The sequence below is a fragment of the Bacillus sp. NPDC060175 genome (assembly GCF_042728695.1).
Classification (GTDB): Bacteria; Bacillota; Bacilli; order Bacillales; family Bacillaceae_G; genus Bacillus_A.
The window spans coordinates 15,863-42,739 of the sequence record NZ_JBHWYR010000004.1 but is presented as its reverse complement, the minus strand read 5'-3'; the positions used below and the strand labels follow the sequence as shown (position 1 = coordinate 42,739).

Annotated in this window: 24 protein-coding genes and 1 pseudogene; 14 read left to right on the top strand and 11 right to left on the bottom strand. The window is 35.7% G+C overall.

Annotated features, from left to right (window positions below; genetic code table 11):
* Nucleotides 1-137: 137 nt before the first annotated feature.
* The 5 genes from ACFWDE_RS03355 (at nt 138) to ACFWDE_RS03335 (ending at nt 4,190) form a co-directional block, all read left to right on the top strand.
* Nucleotides 138-1,391 (top strand): 3D domain-containing protein, encoded by a 1,254-nt coding sequence (locus tag ACFWDE_RS03355; RefSeq protein WP_377890037.1) that lies wholly within the window; start codon nt 138-140, stop codon nt 1,389-1,391.
* A 112-nt stretch (nt 1,392-1,503) separates the two neighbouring features.
* Nucleotides 1,504-1,722, top strand: a complete 219-nt coding sequence (locus ACFWDE_RS03350) for a helix-turn-helix transcriptional regulator (protein ID WP_219917157.1) — start codon at nt 1,504-1,506, stop codon at nt 1,720-1,722.
* A complete protein-coding gene (locus tag ACFWDE_RS03345; protein ID WP_377890034.1) occupies nt 1,715-2,188 on the top strand; it encodes a DUF2178 domain-containing protein in 474 nt (157 codons plus the stop codon). Before ACFWDE_RS03350 ends, ACFWDE_RS03345 begins: the two co-directional genes overlap by 8 nt.
* Nucleotides 2,189-2,303: 115 nt before the next feature.
* Nucleotides 2,304-2,936, top strand: a complete 633-nt coding sequence (locus ACFWDE_RS03340) for a class A sortase (RefSeq protein ID WP_377890032.1) — start codon at nt 2,304-2,306, stop codon at nt 2,934-2,936.
* A 141-nt stretch (nt 2,937-3,077) separates the two neighbouring features.
* Nucleotides 3,078-4,190, top strand: coding sequence for a YHYH domain-containing protein (locus tag ACFWDE_RS03335; RefSeq protein ID WP_377890030.1), 1,113 nt, complete (start codon nt 3,078-3,080; stop codon nt 4,188-4,190).
* Between the two features lie 30 nt (nt 4,191-4,220).
* Here ACFWDE_RS03335 and ACFWDE_RS03330 read toward each other — a convergent pair whose 3' ends face one another.
* The gene (locus tag ACFWDE_RS03330; RefSeq protein ID WP_377890028.1) at nt 4,221-5,606 is read right to left on the bottom strand and encodes a peptide MFS transporter; all 1,386 of its coding nucleotides are present in this window, start codon (nt 5,604-5,606) and stop codon (nt 4,221-4,223) included.
* A gap of 418 nt (nt 5,607-6,024) precedes the next feature.
* Between ACFWDE_RS03330 and ACFWDE_RS03325 the strand changes: the two are divergent.
* From ACFWDE_RS03325 to ACFWDE_RS03310, 4 genes and pseudogenes are all read left to right on the top strand, one after another.
* Nucleotides 6,025-6,183: pseudogene (locus ACFWDE_RS03325) on the top strand (IS607 family transposase); the annotation flags it as partial.
* Nucleotides 6,143-7,300 carry an RNA-guided endonuclease InsQ/TnpB family protein gene (locus ACFWDE_RS03320; protein ID WP_377890026.1) on the top strand — a complete coding sequence of 386 codons (1,158 nt, stop codon included), beginning with the start codon at nt 6,143-6,145 and terminating at the stop codon, nt 7,298-7,300. The pseudogene ACFWDE_RS03325 and the gene ACFWDE_RS03320, both read left to right, overlap by 41 nt.
* Nucleotides 7,301-7,455: 155 nt before the next feature.
* On the top strand, nt 7,456-8,757 hold the full coding sequence (brnQ1, locus tag ACFWDE_RS03315; RefSeq protein ID WP_377890024.1) for a branched-chain amino acid transport system II carrier protein BrnQ1: 1,302 nt from the start codon (nt 7,456-7,458) through the stop codon (nt 8,755-8,757).
* A gap of 139 nt (nt 8,758-8,896) precedes the next feature.
* Nucleotides 8,897-10,618, top strand: a complete 1,722-nt coding sequence (locus tag ACFWDE_RS03310) for a DUF2339 domain-containing protein (RefSeq protein ID WP_377890022.1) — start codon at nt 8,897-8,899, stop codon at nt 10,616-10,618.
* 40 nt (nt 10,619-10,658) lie between these two features.
* Here the strand turns inward: ACFWDE_RS03310 and ACFWDE_RS03305 are convergent, their stop codons facing one another.
* Both ACFWDE_RS03305 and ACFWDE_RS03300 read right to left on the bottom strand, forming a co-directional pair.
* Entirely contained in the window at nt 10,659-12,206 is a 1,548-nt protein-coding gene (locus ACFWDE_RS03305) for a DNA-binding protein (RefSeq protein ID WP_377890020.1), read from the bottom strand.
* Nucleotides 12,207-12,387: 181 nt separating this feature from the next.
* Nucleotides 12,388-13,779: an amino acid permease gene (locus tag ACFWDE_RS03300; protein WP_286098296.1), complete on the bottom strand. Its 1,392-nt coding sequence runs from the start codon at nt 13,777-13,779 to the stop codon at nt 12,388-12,390.
* 280 nt (nt 13,780-14,059) lie between these two features.
* Between ACFWDE_RS03300 and ACFWDE_RS03295 the strand changes: the two genes are divergently transcribed.
* The 3 genes from ACFWDE_RS03295 (at nt 14,060) to ACFWDE_RS03285 (ending at nt 16,176) form a co-directional block, all read left to right on the top strand.
* On the top strand, nt 14,060-15,352 hold the full coding sequence (locus ACFWDE_RS03295) for an NCS2 family permease (RefSeq protein ID WP_377890018.1): 1,293 nt from the start codon (nt 14,060-14,062) through the stop codon (nt 15,350-15,352).
* A 184-nt stretch (nt 15,353-15,536) separates the two neighbouring features.
* Nucleotides 15,537-15,737: a helix-turn-helix transcriptional regulator gene (locus ACFWDE_RS03290; RefSeq protein WP_377890016.1), complete on the top strand. Its 201-nt coding sequence runs from the start codon at nt 15,537-15,539 to the stop codon at nt 15,735-15,737.
* A 4-nt stretch (nt 15,738-15,741) separates the two neighbouring features.
* Nucleotides 15,742-16,176: a hypothetical protein gene (locus ACFWDE_RS03285; RefSeq protein ID WP_377890014.1), complete on the top strand. Its 435-nt coding sequence runs from the start codon at nt 15,742-15,744 to the stop codon at nt 16,174-16,176.
* Nucleotides 16,177-16,209: 33 nt separating this feature from the next.
* On the opposite strand, the gene ACFWDE_RS03280 is transcribed toward ACFWDE_RS03285, so the two are convergent.
* The 8 genes from ACFWDE_RS03280 to ACFWDE_RS03245 form a co-directional block, all read right to left on the bottom strand.
* Entirely contained in the window at nt 16,210-16,647 is a 438-nt protein-coding gene (locus tag ACFWDE_RS03280) for a GNAT family N-acetyltransferase (protein WP_377890012.1), read from the bottom strand.
* A gap of 17 nt (nt 16,648-16,664) precedes the next feature.
* On the bottom strand, nt 16,665-16,952 hold the full coding sequence (locus ACFWDE_RS03275; RefSeq protein ID WP_377890010.1) for a DUF4022 family protein: 288 nt from the start codon (nt 16,950-16,952) through the stop codon (nt 16,665-16,667).
* Between the two features lie 18 nt (nt 16,953-16,970).
* On the bottom strand, nt 16,971-18,800 hold the full coding sequence (locus ACFWDE_RS03270; protein ID WP_377890008.1) for a monovalent cation:proton antiporter family protein: 1,830 nt from the start codon (nt 18,798-18,800) through the stop codon (nt 16,971-16,973).
* A gap of 219 nt (nt 18,801-19,019) precedes the next feature.
* Nucleotides 19,020-19,325 (bottom strand): cytochrome aa3 quinol oxidase subunit IV, encoded by a 306-nt coding sequence (gene qoxD, locus ACFWDE_RS03265; RefSeq protein ID WP_377890006.1) that lies wholly within the window; start codon nt 19,323-19,325, stop codon nt 19,020-19,022.
* Nucleotides 19,326-19,928, bottom strand: coding sequence for a cytochrome aa3 quinol oxidase subunit III (gene qoxC, locus ACFWDE_RS03260; protein WP_377890004.1), 603 nt, complete (start codon nt 19,926-19,928; stop codon nt 19,326-19,328). It abuts the gene before it with no gap.
* A gap of 13 nt (nt 19,929-19,941) precedes the next feature.
* Nucleotides 19,942-21,876: a cytochrome aa3 quinol oxidase subunit I gene (gene qoxB, locus ACFWDE_RS03255; protein ID WP_002159259.1), complete on the bottom strand. Its 1,935-nt coding sequence runs from the start codon at nt 21,874-21,876 to the stop codon at nt 19,942-19,944.
* Nucleotides 21,877-21,909: 33 nt separating this feature from the next.
* The gene (locus ACFWDE_RS03250) at nt 21,910-22,785 is read right to left on the bottom strand and encodes a cytochrome aa3 quinol oxidase subunit II (protein WP_002159258.1); all 876 of its coding nucleotides are present in this window, start codon (nt 22,783-22,785) and stop codon (nt 21,910-21,912) included.
* Between the two features lie 282 nt (nt 22,786-23,067).
* Nucleotides 23,068-24,483, bottom strand: a complete 1,416-nt coding sequence (locus tag ACFWDE_RS03245) for an amino acid permease (protein ID WP_377890001.1) — start codon at nt 24,481-24,483, stop codon at nt 23,068-23,070.
* A 375-nt stretch (nt 24,484-24,858) separates the two neighbouring features.
* On the opposite strand from ACFWDE_RS03245, the gene ACFWDE_RS03240 reads away from it, so the two are divergent.
* Nucleotides 24,859-25,569, top strand: a complete 711-nt coding sequence (locus tag ACFWDE_RS03240) for a C39 family peptidase (RefSeq protein ID WP_377889999.1) — start codon at nt 24,859-24,861, stop codon at nt 25,567-25,569.
* Between the two features lie 132 nt (nt 25,570-25,701).
* Nucleotides 25,702-26,877 carry an amidohydrolase gene (locus ACFWDE_RS03235; RefSeq protein WP_377889997.1) on the top strand — a complete coding sequence of 392 codons (1,176 nt, stop codon included), beginning with the start codon at nt 25,702-25,704 and terminating at the stop codon, nt 26,875-26,877.

Sequence of the window (26,877 nt, the reverse complement as noted above, 5' to 3'; positions counted from 1 at the left end):
TGTTAAATATTTAAGAATCTATTACATTTTATTTATAATTCCCTATTTTTTGTCATGAAAAATAAACTGTATTTAATAGTATTGTAAACAAACTGTAAAATAAATCATGTATAACTGTATAAGAAGGGAGTCGGATTATGAACTATTTTAAGCGAATCAGTAGTCTATTATTAGCAGGAATTATTGTTCTTTCTAGTACAGTCGCTGTAAAAGCAGAGTCAAACGACGAAAAACTTAACAACATGCAACAGCAATTGCAGCAAAACGATGCAGATATGCAGAAGAAAGAGCAAGAGAAGCAAGCTGTTAGTAAAGAAATTCAAGGTATCGAAAACGAACTACATAATTTAAATAATACAATTGCAAAAAATAAAGAGGATCAAGCTGCTATTCAACGTAAAATCGATGAAACACATAAGCAGATTGAACAAAAAAAGAATGAAATTGTCGTTTTAGAGGATAAAGTCCTTGCTCGTAAGGATATTATGAGAAAACGTATGGTTTCTGTTCAAAACAGTTCAAATACAAGTTTAGTAGTAGAAGTTGTTGTAGAATCAAAAAACTTTGCAGATTTCATACAACGTATGAACGCAGTTACTACTATTCTAGAAGCAGATAAAGAAATTTTACGTCTACAAGAACAAGATCTTCGTCAAATTGAAGAAGATAAAAAAGAGATTGATGAAAAAGAAGCATCTTTAGTAGTAGATAAACAAAAATTAGCAAAAGCGCAAACTGATTTGCAAGATAACTTGAAAAAACGTCAAGATAACTTACAAACAGTTCAAGCTAAATATAATCAGGTTGCAAGCCAACTTAATTTAGCAGCAGAAGAAAAAGCAAGAGTTGAAGCAAATATGAAAGCAGTACAGGAAACAATTGCTCGTGAACAAGAAGCAGCAAGAATTGCAGCGGAAGAGCGCGCAAAAGCTGAAGCAGCTGCAAAGGCTGAGCAAGAAGAGTTAGCAAAAGCGAAGGCAGCAGCAGCTAAGCAAAAAGAAGAACAGGCAGCTAAGCCGGCAGAGCCTGTAGCAAAAAATACAGCACCAGAATCTAAGCCAGACACGAAACCAGCTCAAGGTGGAAAAGAATTTTATGTAACAGCAACTGCTTATACAGCTGATCCATCTGAAAATGGCTATAAACCGGGTGAAACTGTAAAGTCTAAGTTAGGACATAATTTGACTGCAAATCCAAACATGAAACTAATTGCTGTAGATCCAGCTGTGATTCCATTAGGTTCTACTGTGTATGTGGAAAATTATGGGATGGCAATTGCTGGAGATACTGGTAGTGCGATTAAAGGTCATATAATTGATTTATTAATGCCAGATTCAGCTACAGCTAATAATTGGGGCAGAAGAAGTGTTAAAGTTACAATTTTAAACTAACACGTAATCCAACTTTACAATACGTAAAGTTGGTTTTTTTTGTAAAAATAATGTTAAGTTGGGTTTACATTTTGTTAAGTTTAGCATACAATAAAGGTGAGAGGTGGTAAATTTGACCATTTTAAACAGAGTGAAGGAATTAAGAGCTCGCTTTAATTTTACGCAAAGTGTATTAGCAGAAAAGGTTGGGGTGACGAGACAAACAATCGCAGCAATTGAAAAAGGGGATTATGTTCCTTCATTGTTACTAGCGTTAACGATTTGTGATGTGTTCGAGTTAAAGATGGAAGATGTGTTTCTTTTAAATAAGGAGGGGGAAGAGGATGAATAGAATTGGTTTTTCTTATATCATAAATGTACTCTATACTGCGTTAGCATGCTGGACATTTGTTGAATTTTATAGTGTTACTACAGAGCTAGCAGATATAATTAAAAATGAGAAGTTCCCATTTGAAGTGTGGTTTAATGGAGTGCCATTCATTTTATTATTTATTGGAGCTATTATAGTTACAATTTTTTATAGAATTCAAAAGAAAAAATATAAAAATTTATCTTTTTGGATGTATCCATTATTATTTCCACTAGAAGATGAACGTGAAAAAGCGATTACGGAGAAAGCTTGTCGAACAACTTTTGTTTCGTTATGGTATGTGTTACCTTGTGCAGTAGGATTTTTAACTTTTTCGCCTATTATTAATGAATATCTTCCTGGATACCCACTGTATATTCTATTTTCTATTTTCTTTATTCAAATGACAGTATTCCACGTATCACTATACAGAAATAAATTAGCTTAAAAAGAAACCTTCTTGCACCAGCAAGAAGGTTTCTTTCAGCTTTTACTTGTACATATAGCAATATTATTTTATCATTTTATATAGAGTAAGATTTTGTAAGGGAAAGGAATTGTATATGAATAAGCAAAGAATTTATAGTATAGTAGCAATCCTTCTATTTGTTGTAGGTGGTGTATTAATCGGAAAGCCATTTTATGATGGATATCAGGCTGAAAAGAAACAGACTGAAAATGTACAGGCTGTTCAAAAGATGGATTATGAAGAGCATGAGACGGAATTTGTAGATGCTTCCAAAATTAATCAACCAGACTTGGCAGAAGTAGCGGATGCATCATTAGATAAAAAGCAAGTAATCGGTCGTATTTCGATTCCAAGTGTGTCAGTAGAACTTCCTGTTTTAAAAGCTTCTACTGAAAAAAACCTATTATCAGGTGCAGCGACAGTAAAAGAAAACCAAGTTATGGGAAAAGGGAATTACGCACTAGCAGGACATAACATGTCTAAAAAAGGTGTTTTATTTAGTGATATATCCTCTTTGAAAAAAGGCGATAAAATTTATTTGTATGACAATGAAAATGAATATGAGTATGCGGTTACTGGTGTATCTGAAGTAACTCCTGATAAATGGGAAGTTGTAGAGGATCATGGGAAAGATGAAATAACGCTTATTACATGTGTATCTGTGAAGGATAATTCTAAGCGTTATGTTGTTGCTGGTGATTTAGTAGGAACGAAGGCGAAGAAGTAAAAAAAGAAGGTGAACTCTTTAAAGAGTTCACCTTCTTTTTTTACTAATATTGAGAAATAATAGAATATTTTAGTTGGTATTTAAGTATTTTTCTATTTATGTATAATGAAGTTAGAATTCTAGATTTTGGGAGGAACAAGAGTGAGACAACAGGTGAAGAAACTTCTTTTAACAACAAGTGTAGCGTTATTGGTAGCTCCAATTTCTGCTTATGCGCATCCAGGACGTACAGATGCTAATGGTGGACATACGTGTCGTACAAACTGTGAAAAATGGGGATTACAGTACGGGGAATATCATTATCACAATAAACCAGCTTCTAGTAGCGGTGCAACGAATCCAGCTCCTAGCCAAAATAATAATGGTGCTGTAGAAGCTGAAAGGCAAGCAGAAACACATGAGGCTGAAAAACAACGTGTTGCAGAAGCACAGCGTAAGGCGGAGGCAGAGAAACAAAGAGCTGCCGAAGAACAACGTAAAGCTGAAGAAGAGAGACAACGTGTAGCCGAAGAGCAAAGAAAAGCAGAAGAGGCACGTAAGCAAGAGGAAGCCCAGCGCCAAGCTGACATGGAAAAAGGACAGCTTGAAGGTCAAAAAAGTGGAGAGACAGATTTTAAAGCAGGGAAAAATAATGTGGAAGGGTATTTAACTGGAAAATCTGATACATATAAACAAGCATTTACAACTGCGTATGCTGCGGCATGGTCTTTAGAAGAACAGAAAAAAGCACATTTTGAAAAAGGTAAAGATCAAGGGTTAGCACAAGAGGCAATGGACGATAGTCAAATTACTCCTGAGTTTAAGGGGAACTTTGCAGAAGGTTTCCAAGTAGGTAATAAAGAGAGAACCGAAAAGATTGAAAAAGAACAAGCGGAACTTGGTGAAAAGGCTGGTAAAGCATTAGCTGAAAAGAAACCTGGAAATACCGAAAAGGATACATATGTGAAAGCATATGAAACTGCGTATGAAAAGGGATATAAGTCTGCTAAAAAGGCAGCGGAAAAAGCTGGATATACATATGCATTTGAAAACTACGACTTAAAAGTTCCTGCTAAGTATGAAAAGAATGAAACATTAAAGAAATGGTTTACTGAAGGATTTAAATCAAATAAAAAGGCAGCGGAAATTCGAGAAGAAGGATATAAAAAAGGAGACAGCTGGCTTTCGTTCTTCTATAAGAGTTTCGTGCCAAGTGAATATAAAGAACATAAAGGCTTGTATGAACAAGCAATAGAAAAGGGAAAGAAAGCGTAAAAAAAGATGAGGAAAATTCCTCATCTTTTTTTAATCCATCCATTTCACTAATTTCTTAGAAATTGATAATAAAACACAACCTAAAACGATCGCCACAGCGCCAATAACTGTGAATACTTCAGCATATCCAAGTGAAGTTGTGAAGCTTGCAAGCTGTCCGCCTAAAATATTAGCAATACCTGAGCTTGCTAACCATACGCCCATTAATAAAGAGGCTAGTTTTACTGGAGCGAGAGCACTAACCATTGATAGCCCGACAGGTGATAAGAATAGCTCACCTAACGTATGGAAAAGATACGTAAAGACGATAAATAGTAAGTTTGCTTTTTCTGTAATGTTATGTTCGTCACTGCCTGTTTTTAATGTAGCGATAACAAGAACAATATAACCGATACCGAGTAAGATCATACCAAGTCCCATTTTTGTTGGGATTTTCATGTCACCATTTTTTCTAGTTGCCAGTTTCGCCCATAATGCTGAAATGGCTGGTGCAAATAAAATAATAAATAACGGATTGACCGATTGGAACCAAGACGTTGGTACTTCCCATCCGAATACGGAGCGGTCAACGAATTTATTTGTATATAATGTTAACGAACTACCAGCTTGTTCAAAGCCAGCCCAGAAGAAGACAACGAAGCACGTTAAAATGACGATAACTGCTGTATGTTGTTTTTCTTTTTTTGTTAATGGTGTATTTCCTACTGTTGGTTGTCCATCTGTTGTTTGTAAATCGCGGGTTGGTTTTTTACCAATATCACCAAGGAAGCGATTAGATAGTGTTGTAAATAAAATTTGTCCAATGATCATTCCGATTGAAGCGGCTAAGAAGCCGTAACGGAATCCGAAATGAACAACGCCATCTACTGTTGTTTTGAATAAATTTTCTGATAAAAATCCGCAAACGAGTGGAGCTAAAAACGAGCCAACGTTAATACCCATATAGAAAATTGTAAATGCACTATCACGCTTTGGATCGTGCTCTTCGTATAATTCTCCAACAAGTGTAGAGATATTCGGTTTGAAGAATCCATTACCGATAATAATAAGCGCTAATCCGAGGTATAGGCCGACTTGGTTTTGCAAGGCAAATAGTGTAAGGTTACCAATTGCCATCGTTATACCACCAATTGTGATGGCTTTTCGTTTACCTAGAAAACGGTCTGTTAAGTATCCACCGATTAATGGTGTGAAATAACAAGCACCAGTATAAAATCCGTAAATAGAGAGTGCCCACGCTGGACTAAACCCAAGACCACCGCTTACTAAAGCTGTCGTTAAATATAATGTTAATAATCCTCGTAATCCATAGTAACTAAATCTTTCCCACATTTCTGTAAAGAAGAGTAAGTATAAACCTGGAGGATGTTTCTTTTTTCTTTGTTGTTCTCTTTCTAGTTGTATCGCTGATTCCATAATATTTTCCTCCTGACACAAGCAAAAAACAAAGTTAATAGTTTTGTATGATTAATATTTTACTTTATTAACTATTATAAGTCAATAAAGGTTGATTTTTCAGAAGAAATTTGAAAAGGGAAATAGCTATAGAATGGGTGTTTCTTTTGTGATAGACTATGGACTATGTTTTCTTTGTAAGGAAGCGGATTACCGCATTTTTTATGTGTGGAATTGATTTCATGAGAGGTGAAATTGAAGAAGGAGTTTTAAACCTTAATCGAAAAAGTAAGCAATCATAGATATATGTATTACAATGTAATTATGAAACAGCAGTATATGTCGAAAGTATTTTTTGGAATGATTCATAGGTCTATTGAAATATTGAAAAGATAGGATGATCAAGGTATTTTAACTGCTTATCGAAATTAAAAAGATACATGAAAAACGATCTCCACAAGAAGCACTTGTTCAAGATTTGCTATCTATCATTCATGTATGTAGTCGTAGGATATATGGATTGAGAAAATACAAAGAATGTCGGAGGATAAAGAGATATGAGAAGAGCATATTTTATAGAGATAAAACCGACAAGTGAGCAAATAGCTAAGATCAATCAAACGATTGGAGTGTGCAGATATATTTACAATCTGTATCTCTCTAAAAACAAAGAGATATATGAATCCGAGGGGAAATTTCTTAGTGGTTATGACTTTTCTAAATGGCTAAACAACATCCATACAAAAGAGTGTGACCAGTGGATTAAAGAAGTGTCGAGTAAAGCTGTAAAACAAGCCATTATGAATGGAGATAAAGCTTTTAAAAGATTTTTTCGGGGCTTATCTGGATTTCCACGCTATAAGAAAAAGAAAAATGAAGATGTCAAATGTTATTTCCCTAAAAACAACAAAACAGATTGGACAGTAGAAAGACATCGAGTAAAAGTCCCAACGATTGGTTGGATGAGGTTAAAAGAATATGGGTATATCCCCAAAACCGTGATTGTAAAAAGTGGAACGATAAGTAAAAGAGCAGGAAGATATTTTGTATCTGTGCTTTGCGAATTAGAAGAAACAAAAACGAAGCTAACACTCAATCAAATAGGTGTAGGGATTGATTTAGGAGTGAAGGATTTCGCTATACGTAGCGATGGTATCATTCATAAAAACATTAATAAAACAATGCAAGTAAAAAAGATAGAAAAACGCTTAAAACGTGAGCAACGTTCTTTATCGCGTAAATTTGAAAATAAAAAAAAGAGAGGTGAACAATCTGTTACTAACAAAAGAGCAAATATAGATAAAAATATTCTTAGGGTGCAAAAACTACATGCCAGGCTAGCAAATATTCGATTAGCGTATGTAAAGTCTATTGTAAATGATGTGGTGAAAACCAAGCCAATGTTTATTACAGTAGAAGATTTGAATGTAAAAGGTATGATGAAGAACAAACATCTATCTAAAGCAGTTGCTAAGCAATGCTTTTATACATTTAAAACATGGTTATTGGCGAAATGTGAGGAATATGGAATTGAACTACGTCAAGTAGGCAGGTTCTATCCATCGTCAAAGCTATGTTCATGTTGTGGTCAAAAGAAAACGAATGTAAAGCTTTCTGACCGAGTATATACATGTGAATGTGGCAATGTAATGGATAGAGATTGGAACGCGTCAATCAACCTTTTACAAGCAAAAAAATATACAATACTAACGTAAATAGATTGTATATATGTACGGTGGGCTACATCGGAATTTACGCCTGTGGAGTGTCACAGCAAACTGCAGTAGCGAGTTAGTGGCGAGGCAGGACACATAGAAGCAGGAATACTCTAAGAATGTACATTTTTCTATATTTTTAGTAGCAGAAAGAAATGAAATTGTTACAGAAAAAAGAAATTTTGCTTATTAGTCTTATGTTATTCTCTATGTTCTTTGGAGCAGGTAATCTTATATTTCCACCTTTCCTTGGATACGAAGCGGGAGAGCATGTGTGGATTGCATTGCTAGGTTTTATTATGTCAGCAACAGGGCTTCCGATATTAGGTGTTATCGCTATTGCGAAAGCAGGGAGCTTTCAAACGTTAGCGGGCAGGGTTCATTCTTCGTTTGCAATTATTTTTCCGTGTATTGTGTACTTATTTATTGGACCAGGTCTTGGTATACCACGTGCAGGAGGTTTAGCTTTTGAAATGGGACCAGGTCAGTTGTTCCCAGAAGCGGGTAGCGTAGTTTTGTTATTGTACACGGCTATTTTCTTTAGCATTGTTTACTGGTTAAGTTTATCACCGTCTAAATTAATGGGCTTGTTTGGAAAGGTGTTAACGCCTTTATTATTATGTATGATTGCCATTATATTTATAAAAAGTATGTTTACATCAGTAGGCAGTGTGAAAGAGCCTACTGGAAATTATGGACAAGCTCCTATGTTTCAAGGGTTTTTAGATGGTTATTTAACGATGGATGCATTAGCGGCTTTAATCTTTGGGATTGTTATTGCAAATGCTCTGCGTGCAAAAGGTGTAAAAGATGATAAAGGTTTAGCGAAATATATGAGTATTGCTGGTATTGGAGCAGGGCTTTTATTATCTATTATTTATGTCATTCTTGGATATGTTGGCTCAATTAGCGGTTCATTGGGTACATTTGATAACGGTGCGAAAGTATTAGCGCAAGTTATGACGACATTATTTGGACAAGGCGGGTTAGTTTTATTAGGTCTTATTTTTACTGTTGCTTGTCTATGTGTTTCAATCGGACTTGTTACGTCTTGTAGTCAATTTTTCGCAAGTGTATTTCCGAAAGTGTCTTATAAAGTTTGGGCATTTATATTAAGTTTTGTGAGTATGATTTTAGCTAATTTAGGATTAACGCAAATTTTAAAAGTATCGGTACCGATTCTTGGATTTATTTATCCAATTGCACTAACGCTTATTATTTTAGGGTTATTCCATAAGTATATTGGGAAGTATGTATACGTATATTCGGTAACGATTGGGATCGTAGCGTTATTTAGTGCGATTGATATTTTAAACAAAAGTGTACTGATGAATAAATGGACACCACTACTAAAAATGCTTCCGTTTTATTCAGAAGGTGTAGGTTGGATTGTTCCGGCATTTGTAGGTGCCTGCCTCGGTGTAATTGTTAGTATTGCTATAAATAAGAATAAATAAGTAAGAGGTGTTTTCCTATTTCGGAAAACACCTTTCTTTTTTTGGAAAAATAGTATTGAAAATGAATAGACTAAGAGTATGATAAAGGTAATTGGTAATATATAGGTCAAGCGAAAAGTCGCTGATGAGGGGGGATTGTATGAAGGAGGATTTAAATAAGAAAATAGAAGCGCTCGAAACGGCAATTGAAACGATGCAAGAGACACTTTATGAATTGAAAGCGAAACAAAGAAAAATAGAAGTAGATAAAGTTCAACAAAATGTTAATAAAGAAAAGAAAGAATATATTGAAGCAGTAAGTAATGAAAAGTTACAAGAAGATGTTGTTAAGAAGAGGGAGTCCATGCAAGAGCCAGTGGTGAAACAAGTAGATATATCTGTATTTAAACCAGAACCATTTAATATTATAAAGTTTTGTCAAACATGGTTACCACGCATATTTGTCGGTATTATGCTACTTGGCGTTATTTGGTTATTTAAAGCAGGGGTAAATGCAGGATTGTTAACACCAGCGATACGGGTTGTGTTTGGTGTCGTACTATCTGCCGGTTTGTATTATGTAGGAGATATACAAATTAAAAGAGAGCGGCAAGCGTTAGGGTTAGTATTAGCTGGAGGAAGTATTACGGGAATTGTTTTAACAACGTTTGCGGCACATTATTTATATGAATTTATTCCTGCAAGTATTGCGTTTATTTGCAACATTATATGGGTAATTTCAGGGGTTTATTTAGCGAAAAGATATAGATCGGAATACCTCGCTATTTTCGTAGCGGTGGGAGCATTTTTTGTTCCTTTCTTGTTAAATAGTACGACTCCTAATACGTATATTTTCTTTAGTTATGAGACGATATTAACAATTAGTCTATTATGGTATGCATTGAGAAACCGTTATAAGTACTTGTATATGATTTCTTATGTTGTGGCGGCAATTGTCCTATTTGTCTTCTTTGCTGTTATGTCAATATTAGTAGAGAATGTGCAAGTACAGTTAACAGTTGTATACGGCGCAATTCATTTACTATTATTTTGGCATATGTTTTCGGAGAGAAGTTTTATACAAGAAGCAAGATTGGCGATATTTAGTGCGAATGCAGTTTTCTTTATTTTAGCCATTTCTCAAATTCCTGAATTTACAACGTGGGGATTAGTTATAAGTGCATTCGTGCATGCTGTTATGTTCGCACTTGAATATAGGAAGAATAAACATTCTGTATTTACAAATCTAATATTTGGCTTTGCAATGGGGTCATTTAGTTTAGCGATTTTATACGAGTACAGTTTGGTGAATGCAGCAATCGTATTATTGTTACAAGGTTTCCTTGGTATGGTTACTGCTATTAAAGTAAAGCAAAATATTAAATTGTATGTAAGTGCAACGATTTATGCAATTGGAATGGTGCAGACGATTTTCAGTCCGTTTGATGAGTTCATTTCGGCAGGATTTGTCGCTCATGTTATTTTGATAGGAACGTTCTATTATTGCATGAGACAAGCGAAAGAAGTGTTAGCGAGTTTTGGTAAATATGTTTATTCCATAGCTCTCTACTCGTTAATGGTCATTGTATTTATTACAATTACTAGGATCGGTGAAGTTCTTTCTACAGATGGAAGTATAATTAGCGTATCTGTATCGTTATTATGGATGGTATATGCGTTATTTGCAGTTTGGTTTGGCCGTTATAGACAGATGAACGAAATATTATATGCTGGCTTAGTCGTATTAGTAGTAACAGTAGGGAAGTTATTCCTTCTCGACCTACCAGAGGTGTCGATGATGATTAGGGCAGTGTTATTCTTAATCGTTGGTAGTATAGGTATCGTTATTTCAAGAATGTTTTTCTCAAAAGAAGAGAAGTGAAAAGAAGGCAATCCATATGCGGATTGCCTTTTACTGTACTTTACTTCTTACCAATCGTTACAGTTTCACTATATTTCGCTGTTGTATTTTGACGTAGACGAAGTGTTGCTTGTCCAGTTGTATTTGAATCAAGTTGTACATTTACAATTTTTTCAGCAGAACCTAGGCTGTTTGTTATGAAAGAGAACGTACTACTATATCCGAAAGTAGATGGCCAAGTGCCGTTTGTATTTTGTACTTTTGCTACTTGTGTTCCGCCAGTAGTGAAGATACCTAAAGAATAGTTGTTATAAGTTGTATTCGGTAATAAGTTATTTACTTGAATCTTCATTTGGAACACTTCATTATTTGGTAGAATGCTAGGGTGCGTAAGTAGGTAATCACTTGCTGTCACAGCGCCGTTATACCCGTATGAACCCGGTTTGAAAGTATTTGTATTAAACCATTGGTAACCTTGATTTGGTGCGCTCCAAGGTTCTGGTTGTGGTTCTGTTGATAAGCTTGGTTGTTCAAATGTTTGTAAAGGTGTAGGTGCATCAAGCTGTAACCCAGTAACTTGATCTAAGCTAGTAAATGTCTCTTGTTTAGCCAACCAATTTACGATATTTTCTAGTAAAACAGCATCGTTTTCCTCTTTGTATCCATCGTATGTTTTCTTTGATTGACCGGAATCTTCACGAACATATTTTGGAGATGCATCTTCAACGGGGGAAGAGTCACCAATAAAGGCTGCTTTTCCAAGGCCAACTTTCGAAATAGCAGCATAAGGACCCTCTGCAACGCCACCACCGTTATAAACACCACTATCAACAGCATTATTCCATTTTGAAGGATTTTCTGGAAGGTAAACAAGACCTTTTGCTAGTTTAGGATTTGTAATCGCAAGTGTAGAGCCGGCATGCATTGCTACAGATGAAACACCATTTGTAATTCCGAATGATTGTGCAGGTGAGACAATATTTTTAGCTGAAACATCACCAAGTGCATTGTAGCGGAAGCGAATACCGAAATTATCGGATAGCCAATCAGAGCTTTCTACTCCTTGCATAGCTTGTGAAGTTGTTTCTTCAATAGACATTCCCTTTGCTGGATTATCCCATGCCCCGCGTCTATATCCATTGAACACTTCTGAGGAGTCCCAGCGATTTTTATTACGATCTGCATTATAATGATCGGCAATGAAGAAAATACTGCCACCGTTTTTCACGTATTGTAACATTGCATCTTGCTCAGATTTTTTATAAGGAATATTCGCTTCGGGAACGATAAACACATTGTGATTTTTTAAATCGTCGTATGTAATAGGTGTTGATTTACGAAGTTCTTTTACATGATATCCGTTTTGGGCAATGCCGTTTCCGAAATCGGAAAATCCTCCGTCAATAACCCAATCAGCTGTCCCAGCCGTTTGACCGTGAGTATTATCGAATAATACTTTCTTCCCATTGTTTTGATTTACAACTTTTGCAGCAATTTCAGGAGCTGGGTCTACGGAGCTTTCGGCGTAAGTAGACGGAATGTAAGAACTCCCTATACTAAGTGTGATTGCTGTTGCTAAAGAAAATTGAATCCATTTTTTATTCTTCATAGAAGAATCCCCCTAATAATAAATATATGTGCTTTAATAATGTAATTTATTTTTCTGAAAAAATAAAGACAGAAAACGTAAAAAATATTAAAAAATTGTAAAAATACCGTGAATTTTGTTGAGAAATATTTATATAGACAATAAAGAATCCCTTCCAATTAATAAGGAAGGGATAGCTTGTTTAACTAATTTTTGAATTAGGTGTTTCATCAATCTTATGAAATCCTTTCATGTAATACACGATAGCTAAGCCAATAAGCCAAATTGGGCCGACGATTAATGCGATTCGCGTATCTTCTGAATAGGCCATTATACCTAGTACAAGTACAAGGAAGCCGAGTGAGAAATATGAACTTAATGGGTATAAAGGCATTTTATATGCTAGCTTATCCTTTTTATTAGTTTGTAATCCTTTACGGAACTTAATTTGTGCAACTAATATAATGCCCCAAGTCCAAATTGCCCCGAAAGTTGAAATGCTAGTGAGCCATGTAAATACCTTTGCAGGTACGAGATAGTTTAATATAACACCAATGAGTAAAACGATAGTAGTTGCTACAATTCCTTGACTTGGAATGCCATTTTTATTTAAACGACCAAATCTTTCAGGAGCTTTCTTCTGCTGAGCTAATGTAAATAGCATACGGCCTGTACTAAATAAACCGCCGTTACAAGAAGAAAGAGCTGCTGTTAATACGACAAAGTTAATAATACCTGCTGCCTTTGCGATACCGATTTGTTGGAACGTTAATACAAACGGACTTCCTTTCTCACCAAGTTCGTTCCATGGGAAAATTGCCATCATAACGAATAGAGCTCCAACGTAGAACAGTAAAATTCTCCAAAATACGTTATCAATTGCTTTTGCGAGTGTCTTTTTTGGATTTTGAGCTTCACCAGCTGTGACACCGATAAGTTCGACTCCTAAATAAGCGAATAATACCATTTGTAAGGAAAGTAGTAATCCAGAGAAGCCATTTGGGAACCAGCCCCCATGTTCCCAAAGATTTGAAATACCAGTTGCAACGCCGCCATTTCCAAATCCGAATAGAATAATACCAGTGCCGACTACTATCATACAGATAATTGTGACAATTTTGATGAGAGCAAACCAAAACTCAAGTTCTCCAAATACTTTTACAGATAAGAAGTTGAAAGCACTCATTAATAAAAGAGCAAGTAACGCCCAAAGCCAGCGCGGGATATCTGGGAACCAGTATTGCATGTAAATGCCTGCTGCTGTAATTTCCGCCATACAAGTAACAACCCATAAAAACCAGTAATTCCAGCCTGTAATATATCCAGCTAGTGGGCTGATGTAATCATTTGCATATTTACTAAAAGAGCCAGCAACCGGTTGTTCAATTGCCATTTCTCCGAGTGCACGCATAATGAAAAAAATAACGAGTCCGGCGATCATATAGCCTAGTAAAATGGATGGACCAGCTAGTTTAATAGCAGAAGCTGATCCTAAAAATAGTCCAACGCCAATAGCTGAACCGAGAGACATTAAAGTAATATGCCGTTCTTTTAAACCTCGATTTAAAGTTCCTGATTTGTTTGTGTGCTGCATAAGAAGAATCCCCCTTGTTGAGTGAACGTTATTTGAATGCGTTTACTAAATATTTAACTATTTCAAATTATAAAACATTTCCATCTGTTGTGCTACAAAAATAATCAAAATGAACTGTACTACATCTGTACTTGTCAGACTTAAACTTAAAATTCTCACTATTAGAGAATATATTGACTCTTCTTTTTATTGATTGTTAAGATTAAGTATTATATTTTCTCACATACTAGTAAGAAAAGAATGTGTGATAATAATTCAGATGTAGGAAGGGTACATAAGCATGTTTCAATTACAAAAATATAACACTTCTGTGAAGCAAGAGCTTTTAGCTGGCATCACAACTTTTTTTACATTTGCGTATATTCTTGTCATCAATCCGAAAATATTATCTGATGCAGGTGTACCATTTGATCAAGCTTTTACGGCAACTATTATTGCGACAGTTGTTGGAACGCTATGTATGGCGTTTTTAGCTAACTATCCAATTGTTATTGCTCCAGCTATGGGAATGAATGCATATTTTGCGTATTCTGTTGTTCAACAGGCAGAGGGGATTACATATGTAATTGCCTTTTCAGCGGTATTTGTAACAGGGATTATTTTTCTTTTATTATCTTTTACTTCGTTTAGGCAAAAGTTAATTTTAGCAATTCCTGATAGTTTAAAGCATGCAATTGCAGGTGGAATTGGACTATTTATTGCTTTTATTGGATTACGCCTTTCTGGAATTATCGTTGATCATCCATCTAATTTAGTTACGATTGGTGATTTTCATTCTCCAGCTGTTATTTTAACTTTAATCGGTTTAATTTTAGCGGCGGTATTAATGGCATTACGTGTGAGTGGTGCATTATTTATTAGTATGATTGTGACAGGAGTTATCGCCTTCTTTACAGGGCAACTGAAGTTTGAGGATAAAATTGTAGCGATGCCTCATTTACCAGAGGGGATTATCGTTTCGAATCCAATCAATGCATTTTCAGATGTAATCGAATATGGACTATATGGTGTTGTATTTTCGTTTTTACTTGTACTTTTATTTGATACGACAGGTGCATTACTCGGTTTAATTAAACAAGCAGGTTTAATTACAGATAATACAGAGAAACGTTTTGGTAAAGCGTTTATTGCAGATGCGATTGGCGGAACGACAGGTTCTATCTTTGGAACAAGTCCAACAGCAGCGACAATTGAATCGTCAGCTGGTATTGCTGCGGGTGGTAAAACGGGGTTAACAGGTATTGTAGTTGTTGGTCTAACAATTATAACGGCATTCTTCAGCCCTGTTATTGCTTCTTTATCAAGTGTAGCCGCTATTACAGCTCCTTCATTAATTATTGTAGGTAGTTTAATGGCACAAAGCATTCGGGATATTAATTGGAATGAATTTGAAGACGCATTACCGGCATTTTTAATTTTCGTTGGTATTCCCTTGACATCTAGTATTGCGAATGGAATTGCAATCGGATTTTTAGTGTATCCAGTCTTAAAGATTGTGAAAGGGAAAGGGATGGAAGTGCATCCGTTACTATACTTATTTACAATTTTATTTGGATGTCATTTATTCTTATAATATAGATAGGAGAGGGGCTTCTTATGAGAGGCTCCTTTTTTGTGTATAATTAAGTGAAACTATAATCAGTGGGGGGGTTATTGCCCACAAATAGCGGGATAAAGTGAAAATCAAATTAATTACGTAAAATATAAATTACTTAATGGAATATATATGTTACAATAAAGGCAGAGGAGGAACATGAATGGCTGTAAGTAAAATAAAAGTCGCGCGTGTTCAGTTAGATTTAACACAGCAACAATTAGCAGAAAAAGTAGGCGTTACAAGGCAAACGATTAGTTTAATTGAGAAGGGGAAATACAACCCGTCTTTAGATTTATGTTTGAAAATTTGTTATGCGGTAGATAAAACATTGAATGATTTGTTTTGGGTGGAAAAGGAGTGATAGGGTGAAAATCGTGAAAGATGAACGTTTAATGATCGAGGGGTTAAAACATGTTAGATTGGCTTTCATCTTACAAAATATCGTAATATTAAGTATTGTTTTTTACCGCTATGTCTTGCAAGGGGCAGGATATGAAAGTGTTTCGGATTTATTAATGGTATTTATGGGTGGGATAATAGTTATTAACTTTTTAAACTTAAAAAATTCGGTGGAAGTGTATGAGCATACAGGGGGAGTATCTCGTAGTTATTTCATGAAGCTATTATTCATTCCAGTAGGGGTTGTTATTGGTATTTTAGGTATTTGTATTATTGTAACACCGAATATTTCAATGAAGGAAATTAGTATAACAGGACTTATTATGTTTGCTTGTTTTTTAGTTCCTAGTTTGTTTATATACATATATATGAAAAAAATAAAAAGTGAAGATGAGATATAAGAAAAGCTTTCTGCAATATGCAGAAAGCTTTTCTTATATTTCTTTATACATTACTTTATGTAGTCCTATTGGATCAATCTCGAAGATTTCACCATGCTCATGGAAACCTAATCGTTTGTAATAATCCGCTACGGTAATTCGGGCATTACACCATAGAATATTTGCTTCGCGTTCTTGGAGGACTTGTTCAGCTTTACGGATTAAGGAAGTACCAGCATGCTGGTTTCGGAAAGTAGGTAATGTTGCCATTCCTCGTAGACGATAGTGGGTACCAGCTTGTAAATCAGGATGTATTTCTTTAGAGAAGGAGGCGATGCTAACAAGTTCATCATGTAGAAATGCACCTAAATGAAAGGCGTCTGTTTCGTAATCTGAATCGTATTTACAATCTTCTAATGATTGATTGGGACGCAAAATCGTTTGACGAAATAAATATGTTTCAGACGCATCAATCTGTTTCACGGTAATCAAAATATCATCCTTTCTTATCATCCTTTTTCAATAAGTTGTAAGAAGAAATATGCGGGTGCAACGAGAAGTCCTAGTATGCTAGCGGTTCCGAGAAGGAGTGAAAGTAAGAGACAAAAGTACTTAATTCCATCCGATTTTTTCCATCCATAACTACAAATTTCAATGCTAATACCGATGAGAATAATGGCGACGAGTACTTCTGCTAATAATAAGAGAGCTAAAGTTGAAATAGACATAATGTTATTCATCCCCATAATATGTGATAGTAACATTTTACCATATGGAAATGAAAAAATGCCCCTCATTTATGTGAGGAGCATTTTCTATTCTAATATGTTTTTCATTGTATCAATATGTTCTTTTGAACCCGTTACAAGTAAAGTATCGCCATACTGTAACTTCGTATCACCATGTGGTATTAATGCTTTATTACCACGGTAAATTTGAATGACAAGTACATCACCTAAAAACGGAAGGTGACGAAGTGCTAAACCGTTATATTTATTACTTCGTAGTGCAACCTCACGCACCGTTTCATTTGCTGTTGTAATTAAGCGAACGAGACTTGGTTTATCAATAAGTGCACGTAATAAAATACGTGTAGAGTTAATAGTCGAGAATACAGCGATATGTTCTTGAGTCGCTTTTTCTTGTAGAAGGGGATCTTCTACACTTGCGATGACGTGTTCAACACCTAATTCTTTTGCGTGTTCTGCTAACAATAAGTTTTGTTCATCATCACTTGTCGCAACGACAACACGGTCTGCTTCGAAAGCTTTTTGCTCCATTAAAGATTGAATAGTAATCTCATCTAATTTTACAATAGGGAAGTCATGAGATTTCGCTTCCTGATCATTTACTTTATTTTGACGTATCATATATAGTGTTACGTCATAATCTTCACGTTTTAAATCAAGTGATAGCGGAAGGGTAATTCTGCTTGCACCAATAATAGATACTTTCGGTTTTGGTGTTTCCACTTTTGGAAACATCTTTTTAAATAATATAGGTGCAAAAATACAAGTAATAACGGCGCTTAAAATAAGAGATGCTGATAAACTTGGGCTAATGATGCCTAGCTTTTCACCGATTTGTGCAGCCGCAATAACTAAAGAAAGTGTTGATGTTAACAAAATAGCACTTCCGAGTACGATATTGCGTGGGTACCATTTTCGTAAGACGAGTGATGGCAACAGTTTTGAAATAAAGAGTCCCACAATTAGAATTGGGATCATTAGCATACTAGAAGGCTCTTTAAAAATGGACCATACTTCTAAATTTACACCAACCATTACGAAGAAAATAGGAATGAAGAAACCATATCCGATGGAATCAAGTTTTTCAACCATATCTTCATTTGGTGATAATAAAGATACAAGTACACCTGCTAAAAAGGCTCCCAAAATATTTTCTGCCCCAACAGATTCAGATAATCCAACTAATATTAAAATGAGTGCAAAAACAGCTCGTGTATCAATTTGTACACTACCGGCTTTTAAGCTTTCTAGGTATGGAATATTTTTAAAACGTCTTGCGACAAAGTAAATTACAATACCAGCACCGAATAGAAGAAGTAGAAGCCACATGCTTTGGCCACTTTCGGAATTTAATCCGACGAATACAGCGAGTAAAATCATTGTAACTAAGTCTGCAATAACAGCGACTAATAAAATGATTTGCCCGATTGCGGTTTTTCCTAAGTTATTTTCTTTCAATGTTGGTACGACAACACCTAAAGAAATAGTTGAAATAATTAAAGTCATGAACATTGCATTATCTACGAATCCTAGCCATACGAATATTAATGATAGGGCATAAGATAAAATGAAAATAAACAAGAAGATAATGCTTGCTGCTTGGAATGTGTTCGGTTCGTTTGTCGTATTCTTTTTCCCTTTTTGTTTAAAAATCGAAAAGTCAATTTCTAAACCACTTAAAAACATTAGGAAGATAAACCCTAGTGTTGATAAGACTTGAAGCCACATATCTGGCTCAATGATGTTAAATCCACTTTTACCTACAAAGATTCCTGCGATAATTTCTGCAACAACGACAGGAAGTGCTTTTAATTTAAAGCGCTGTAACAAAAGGGGAATGAAAAACGCGATTGCGACCACAACCATAAGTGATAGAACAGAAGAATGATGTTCCACTGCGTTCTCTCCCTTCAAATAAATATAGTAACTATTTAGCCATATAATAGGTAGAAAAGCAACGGATATGGTTTCGATTTCATAAAGAAAGAGTTTTCTTAACATTTGTCATAATAAGTATATTTTTCATGATTTTGTTGTTAATTCCGTAATGTGGATGTAATAGGGAGATAATAAAAAAAGACTGCTGAGATTCCTCAGCAGTCTTTTTTATGCAAATTACATTGAGAAGAAGATCCATACAGTTAAACCAACTGTTGCAGTTGCAACGAAGAAACTGTATATCATTGTAAGAATTTGAACTCTTCCTTCTCCTTCTTTTAAATGCATGAACATAATTAATTGTAATAAAGCTTGCGCAACAGCCATTATGATAATAGTTGTTAATATCGTTGAAAGCGGCAGGGTTGTATAAAGTGCCACGTATAAAGCTAGAAACGTTAGTGCAAGCGATAAAATAAATCCGAAAACGTGTGACCATGGGAATCCACTATGCGCATTTGCTTGATTGTTATTTTGACCCATTTACGCCACCATCCCGTTCAAGTAAACTAGTGTGTAAATAAAGACCCAAACAAGATCAAGGAAATGCCAGTATAAGCTGATAATAAATACTTTACGAGCTGTAACTGGTGTTAAACCTCGTTTTAAAATTTGGATAATAACACAAGTTGCCCAAATGATACCACCTGTTACGTGGGCACCATGCGTTCCAAGAAGAACGAAGAATGCAGATAAGAAAGCACTTGTTTGAATTGTTGCACCTTCACCAATGTACATAATGAACTCTTCAATCTCGAAGAATAGGAAACCTGCACCTAAAAGTAAAGTTAGGATAAACCAAGCTAACATTCCTTTTTGATTGTGTTTACGCATTTCGTGAATTGCGATACCACATGTAAAACTACTTGTTAAAAGTAACAGTGTTTGAATTAAAAGTGTTTTAACTTCAAACAATTGCGCTGGTGTTGGGCCATCAGCCGTACGACCAGCAAGGACTAGATAAGAGGCGAAAAGTGTTGCGAACAGCATAATTTCAGCCCCAAGAAAAATCCAGAATCCTAGGATATTCAATCTGCTTTGTTCAGATTGATATTCCAAAGGTAAGCTTTTATCTAAAGCCGCCATGTCATTTCACCTCTCATGCTATATGTTCTGTTTCTTTAATTTCTTCAATGCTTACGTAGTAGCCATCATCATAATCGAATGAACGATAGATTAAGCAACCTAAAATACCAATACCACCGATTGCTGCAATCCAGAACCAGCTAAATACTAATGCAAAACCTGCAAGACCGAAGAATGCAGACATAATAATAGGCACACCAGAATTACTTGGCATGTGAATTGGTTTTAATTCATCTGCTGTTGGTGTAATTGTTTCTCCGCGTTTTTTCATGAACCAGAAAGCATCAGCTTCTTTAATTTCAGGAAGTTTCGCGAAGTTGTAATGTTGTACAGGAGAGTGAGTTGCCCATTCAAGTGTACGGCCATCCCATGGATCTCCAGTTGTGTCACGTTCACCGTGACGTGCACTCCAAATTACGTTGTAACAAAGAATTACGAATCCAATACCCATCATTACTGCGCCGACAGATGCGATTTGGTTCAACCAACCCCATCCAAGGCTTTCAGAGTAAGTGTACATACGACGAGTCATACCATCTAAACCTAGGAAGTACATTGGGAAGAAACAGATGTTAAATCCGCTCATAAAGATCCAGAATGTCCATTTACCAAGGCGTTCATTTAGCATATGACCTGTCATTTTTGGATACCAGAATGTGAATCCAGCAAGCATAGCGAATACTGTACCTGCGATTAATACGTAGTGGAAATGAGCGACTAGGAAGTAGCTGTTATGGTATTGATAATCAGCTGCTGCCATTCCAAGCATAACCCCTGTAACTCCACCAACTACGAAGTTTGGAATAAATGCCAATGACCAAAGCATTGGAACTGTAAAACGAATACGTCCTTTATACAGCGTAAACAACCAGTTAAATATTTTAACACCGGTTGGAATAGAAATCGCCATTGTCGAAATCGAGAAGAACGAGTTAACCGCTGGACCTGCACCCATCGTGAAGAAGTGATGAAGCCATACGACGAAACTTAGTAAAGAAATTGCAACCATTGAGTATACCATCGCACTGTAACCGAATAGACGTTTACGTGAGAATGTACTAATGATTTCAGAGAAAATACCGAATGCCGGTAAAATAACGATATATACTTCAGGGTGACCCCATACCCAGAATAGGTTGGCCCATAACATTGGCATACCGCCGCTCGCCATCGTAAAGAAGTGAGCATCGAATAGACGGTCAAATGTCATTAATGCAAGAGCTACTGTTAATACTGGGAAAGCGAAAATAATGATTACACATGTAATTAAAATAGACCATGTAAACATTGGCATTTTCATTAATTTCATTCCAGGTGTACGCATTTTTAAAATAGTAACTAGGAAGTTAATACCTGTCATTAACGTACCAAGACCTGAAATCTGTAAGGCGATTGCGTAGAAGTTATTTCCTACACCAGGAGTAAACTCTGTACCCGCCATTGGGAAGTAAGAAGTCCACCCAGCGTCTGGAGAACCACCGATTACGAAAGCGATGTTGAATAACATTGCTCCAATAAAGAATAACCAGAAACTTAAAGCATTTAAGAACGGATATGCAACGTCACGAGCACCAATTTGTAATGGTACAACGACGTTCATTAATCCTAGAACGAATGGCATCGCCATGAAAAGAATCATAACTGTACCATGTGTTGTAAAGATTCCGTTATAGTGTTCAGCGTTTAAATATGTTGTATCTGGGAATGTTAACTGGGCACGAATCATTAAACCGTCCATACCACCACGGAATAACATTATAACGGCAGAGATAATATACATGGTTCCTATTTTTTTATGGTCAACAGTTGTTAACCATTCATCCCAAAGCCATCTCCATTTTTTGTACTTTGTTAGTACGAAAAGAATCGCTAATGTCACAAGAACGATAGATGCGTCAGCTCCGTAAATAATCGGGTCACCTGTGACAAAAAATTCATCAAGCTTCACTGTGTTCACTCCAATCTGTTGGAATAATAGCTATTATTTTTTGTTTTTGTAGTAGTTGTAATCACAATATTCAAGTGATTTTGGATCTACATAACTTAAGTGATGACTAGAGAATGTCATACGACCAACTACACCAGGTTTAACAATATCGTTGTACTTATCTTCTGTTAGTTTAGGAGCAGTTTCTTGTACTTCTTTTACCCACTTGTCATACTTTTCTTTTGTTTTTGCTTCAACTTCGAACTCCATGTGAGTGAATCCTTCACCAGAGAAGTTCGAGCTACGACCTAGGTAAGAACCTGGTTTGTCAGCTTGTAAATATAAGTCCATGATCATGCCATCCATTGTATACTTCATACCACCAAGTTCTGGTACCCAGAAAGCATTCATTGGACCTACAGAAGTCAGTTTAAATTGAATTGGTACACCAGCTGGGATGTTTAAATAGTTAACGGTTTCAATTTTTTCCTCCGGGTAACTAAATAACCATTTCCAGTTTGCAGATGTAACATAAATTTCAACTGGTTTAATATGTTTGGACTCTTGCGGAACCTCTTCCGAAGCATAAGTTGCTTTAACTGTTGGAATCGATAATGCGATAACGATAATAACAGGAATAATCGTCCAAATGATTTCTAATAATGTGTTACCGTGTTGATCAGGTGGCTCATAGTCCATATTCTCTGGTTTTTCACGATAACGAATCAAGATGACTGTAAACAAGATGAATACAATTGCGATAATTAATGACATAAGCAAGAATGACCAAACAATTAAATCATACTGTGCCTTTGCAACAGGTCCTTGCGGGTTTAATACTGCTAGTTTTTTATCACAGCCACCGAGGAACAGAACTAATGATAACGGAAGAAGCGAAGCCAACTTCCAAAATGCTTTCTTTAGTTGCACGATTGAAAATCTCCTTTCTCCTTGGATTGAAACTATGCCAATAAAACAATATAAACCTATTAATTTATAGTTGGCAATAGTTTTTGTCATATTGTTAAAAAATAGACACAAATGCACGCTTTTTAAGGTGAATATCATTTGTAACTTGATAACATTGTAAACTATTTTCCAGAGAAAAATGTGATTGTGGAAATTTTAAGATAAATAAAGTTATACCAACATATCCAAGAAATAGAAAAAAGCTATCTTATCATAAGAAAGATAGCTGAATATTTTTTATATTTAGTTTATTTCCTGAGTTATATTTCGTTGCTGTTCAAATGTGACAACTTTTTTATATTTAACTTGGTATAAAATGTAGCAAATGATCATAAATGGAATCCCGCAATAAAGAGCAATTCTCTGATCTGGAATGAAAGCTAAACTAATAAATGTAATGAAATTGAGTGAGAAAGCTACGATTGGAACTATTGGATAAAGTGGTGTACGATATTTTAAATCCTTTATGTCACCGCCATTTTTCACGAATTCTCTACGGAAGAAAAACTGTGACGCTGCGATTGACATCCAAACGACAACAGCTGCCATTGCTGCAATAGATGTTAAAACTAAAAAGACAGTATCTGCCGCAAACACACTTGTTAATAAAGAAAGGCTTGCAAAAATTAGACTGAAAATCAATGCATTTAGCGGTACACCTTTTTTAGTTAACTTCGTAAAAGCTGGACTTGCCATTCCTTGTTTTGCCATCGCCCAAAGCATACGAGAATTTGCGTATAGACCAGAGTTAGCTACGGATAATACAGCTGTAATAATAACAAAGTTCATAATGTCTGCTGCATATGGAACACCAGCTACATCAAATACAAGTACAAATGGACTTTCGACTAAATTAGCTTCTTGCCACGGGAGTAAACCTACAACGACTGATATTGCTAGGACGAAGAAGAACAGAGTTCGCCAAATTGTGTTTTTAATTGCTTTTGGAATTGTTTTTTCAGGATTTTCGCTTTCACCTGAAGCAATACCAATAAGTTCGGTTCCTTGGAATGAGTAATTTACCGTAATCATTGTAAGAAGAACCGCTAGTGCACCGTTTGGAAATAGTCCACCATTTTCAGTGAAATTATGAAGCATTGGAGCTGGTTTTCCATTAAAGTCGAGAAAACCGAGCATAACTGCGCCTCCAAGTACAATAAAGATAACAATTGTTGCAACCTTTACACTAGCGAACCAAAATTCTGTTTCTGCATATGCCTTCGCTGATAAAGCGTTTACAAGAAAGAGTGCTGCTGCAAATGTAACGCACCAAATCCACGAAGAAACGTCTGGAAACCAACGTTTCATTAAAATACTTACAGTTGTTAACTCTACTCCAACTGTAACAGCCCAATTTAACCAATACATCCAACCGACAACAAATCCAAAACCAGGTGAAATAAATTTGCTTGCATAGCTTTGGAATGAACCTGCTTCTGGCATAGCTACTGATAATTCACCAAGACATAACATCGTTAAATACATAACGAAACCACCGACTAAAAATGCAAGAATAGCTCCGCCTGGTCCGGCATTATGGACGATTTGTCCAGAACCCATAAATAATCCTGTTCCAATGACTCCACCAAGTGCAATCATGAATAAGTGTCTACTTTTCATTGTTCGTTTTAAATCTGTTTGTTCTACTTGTTGATTCATATGCCCCTCACCCCGTATTTTTCTTGTATGTGTGAACTTCGTTTCATTCTGAGTTTTTAATCATTAGTGGGGGATGTGACACATACTCAGTTTATTTTGTTATGAAATAGGAGTATGTAAAAAACGAACTATGATTAAATACTCTAAGAATGTTTATTAACATGGTGATATCTTCACCATGTTAATAATTTCGATTTTAGCAAAATGTTTCGAAAAAGTATATTGTTTTTTCTTTTTATTAAAAATAATTAGAATTTTAAGATGTTAAAAGCGTGAACAATAATTCACAGAATCTTTCTAGTAAACTAGTAAGAAGAAGGGTACAATGATAAGAGTTGTGTCTGTAAAATAATAATTAATGGAGTTTTGTTTATAATGAAAAAGTTAAAATATCTTTTTGTTTTTGGGATTATACTTGCTATGGCGTTTTTTATAGGGAAAGATAAAATTATACAAAAGGCGCAAGTATTACGCTTAGATTTTCTATCTGAAATGAAAGAAGCAGCTATGATTGAAGATGTTCCGTTTATTAAACAATTACCAGAATTACCCCGTGGATGTGAAGTGACAAGTTTAGCTATGTTGCTGCAATATAAAGGTGTACAAGTAGATAAGATGCAGCTTGCTAGCGAAATTCATCGTGTTCCATTTGAACAAAATGGTTTGCGTGGAAATCCTTACGAGGGATTTGTTGGAAATATTTATACGAAGGCTGAACTTGGATATGGTGTATATAATCAACCGATCTTTAATTTAGCAGAAAAATATGTTCCTGAAAAAGTAATTAATTTAACAGGTAGAGACATGCAAGATATATATAAAGTGATTAGTTCTGGTTCTCCAGTATGGGTCATTATTAATACAACGTTTAAACCACTAGCTGAAAGTAGTTTTGAAACATGGAATACAAACTCAGGTGAAGTGAAAATTACATATTATGAACATAGTGCAGTAGTAATTGGATATGATCAAAACTTTGTATATGTAAATGATCCTCTAAAAAACAATCCGCGTTTCGCTGTTCCACGAGCAGAATTTGAGAAAGCTTGGGAGCAAATGGGAAAACAAGCAATTACTATTTTGTAATAATGAAAAAGTCATCTTTTGGATGGCTTTTTATTTTTAAGTTTATAATATAGAAAATTCAGAAGATTCTTTCAAAAGTTAACAATTCAAGTTATAATAACATTTAACTTGGTGAAGAAGGAGAGAAGAGAAATGGATGTTGCAAAGGAACTTATTTTGTCAAAGAATCAGTTGATTGAGTGGAGAAGGCATTTTCATAAGTATCCAGAGTTATCTTTTCAAGAGGAAAAAACATCTCAATTTGTATTCGATATACTTCGGAATATCCCGCATTTAGAAGTTTCGCGCCCTACTAAATATAGTGTAATGGCAAAGTTAACTGGTAAGAAACCTGGTAAAACAATTGCGGTTCGTGCCGATATGGATGCCCTTCCTATTCATGAAGAAAATAAGTTTGATTATATTTCTACATATCCAGGTGTGATGCATGCGTGTGGTCACGATGGTCATATGGCGATATTGCTTGGTGTAGTACATAAGTTAGTTGAGGAAAGAGAGAAGGTTAAAGGGGAGATTCGTTTTCTATTCCAACATGCAGAAGAAAACTTTCCTGGTGGCGCAGAGGAAATGGTTGCGGCGGGGGTAATGGAAGATGTGGATTATATTATTGGTGCTCACCTGTGGGCGTCTTTAGAGGTTGGTAAAGTAGGTGTAATTTATGGTCCTGCAATGGCTGCACCGGATGTTTTTAAAATTACGATAGAGGGAAAAGGTGGGCATGCTGGAATTCCGCACGAAACAGTTGATAGTATCGCCATTGGTGCGCAAGTAGTTTCGCAAATCCAGCAAATTGTATCTCGCCTCACGAACCCGTTAGATTCTCTCGTAGTATCTGTTACGCAATTTCATTCTGGGACAACCCATAATGTTATCCCGGAACAAGCGGAGATTGAAGGGACAGTGAGAAGTTTAAGGCATGAATTAAGAGAAGAAACAAAGAAGAAGCTTGAAAGGATTGTAAAACATATTACAGAATCCTACGGTGCTAAGTATACATTTTCTTATGAATATGGATATCGACCAGTTGTAAATGATTATGAAGTTACAGAGCTTATTGAACAGACGGCATTACAGCTTTATGGAAGGGAACAAGTTGTTCGTTTACAGCCAACGATGGCTGGGGAAGATTTTTCAGCATTTTTACAAAAGGCACCAGGGGCATTCTTTTTTATCGGAGCAGGAAATAAAGAGAAAGGAATTATATACCCTCACCATCATCCTCGTTTTGCGATTGACGAAGACGCATTACCAATTGGAGTGGAAGTCTTTGTATCATCCATTATGAATTTTATAAGTAAAGGAGAATGA

Coding starts and splice junctions, on each gene's coding strand:
- ACFWDE_RS03345 (WP_377890034.1), top strand. CDS start 1,715: ATGAATAGAATTGGTTTTTCTTATATCATAAATGTACTCTATACTGCG.
- ACFWDE_RS03235 (WP_377889997.1), top strand. CDS start 25,702: ATGGATGTTGCAAAGGAACTTATTTTGTCAAAGAATCAGTTGATTGAG.
- ACFWDE_RS03290 (WP_377890016.1), top strand. CDS start 15,537: ATGGCTGTAAGTAAAATAAAAGTCGCGCGTGTTCAGTTAGATTTAACA.
- ACFWDE_RS03310 (WP_377890022.1), top strand. CDS start 8,897: ATGAAGGAGGATTTAAATAAGAAAATAGAAGCGCTCGAAACGGCAATT.
- ACFWDE_RS03295 (WP_377890018.1), top strand. CDS start 14,060: ATGTTTCAATTACAAAAATATAACACTTCTGTGAAGCAAGAGCTTTTA.
- ACFWDE_RS03340 (WP_377890032.1), top strand. CDS start 2,304: ATGAATAAGCAAAGAATTTATAGTATAGTAGCAATCCTTCTATTTGTT.
- ACFWDE_RS03355 (WP_377890037.1), top strand. CDS start 138: ATGAACTATTTTAAGCGAATCAGTAGTCTATTATTAGCAGGAATTATT.
- brnQ1 (WP_377890024.1), top strand. CDS start 7,456: ATGAAATTGTTACAGAAAAAAGAAATTTTGCTTATTAGTCTTATGTTA.
- ACFWDE_RS03300 (WP_286098296.1), bottom strand. CDS start 13,779: ATGCAGCACACAAACAAATCAGGAACTTTAAATCGAGGTTTAAAAGAA.
- qoxD (WP_377890006.1), bottom strand. CDS start 19,325: ATGGGTCAAAATAACAATCAAGCAAATGCGCATAGTGGATTCCCATGG.
- ACFWDE_RS03275 (WP_377890010.1), bottom strand. CDS start 16,952: ATGAGGGGCATTTTTTCATTTCCATATGGTAAAATGTTACTATCACAT.
- ACFWDE_RS03330 (WP_377890028.1), bottom strand. CDS start 5,606: ATGGAATCAGCGATACAACTAGAAAGAGAACAACAAAGAAAAAAGAAA.
- ACFWDE_RS03240 (WP_377889999.1), top strand. CDS start 24,859: ATGAAAAAGTTAAAATATCTTTTTGTTTTTGGGATTATACTTGCTATG.
- qoxC (WP_377890004.1), bottom strand. CDS start 19,928: ATGGCGGCTTTAGATAAAAGCTTACCTTTGGAATATCAATCTGAACAA.
- ACFWDE_RS03305 (WP_377890020.1), bottom strand. CDS start 12,206: ATGAAGAATAAAAAATGGATTCAATTTTCTTTAGCAACAGCAATCACA.
- ACFWDE_RS03245 (WP_377890001.1), bottom strand. CDS start 24,483: ATGAATCAACAAGTAGAACAAACAGATTTAAAACGAACAATGAAAAGT.
- ACFWDE_RS03320 (WP_377890026.1), top strand. CDS start 6,143: ATGAGAAGAGCATATTTTATAGAGATAAAACCGACAAGTGAGCAAATA.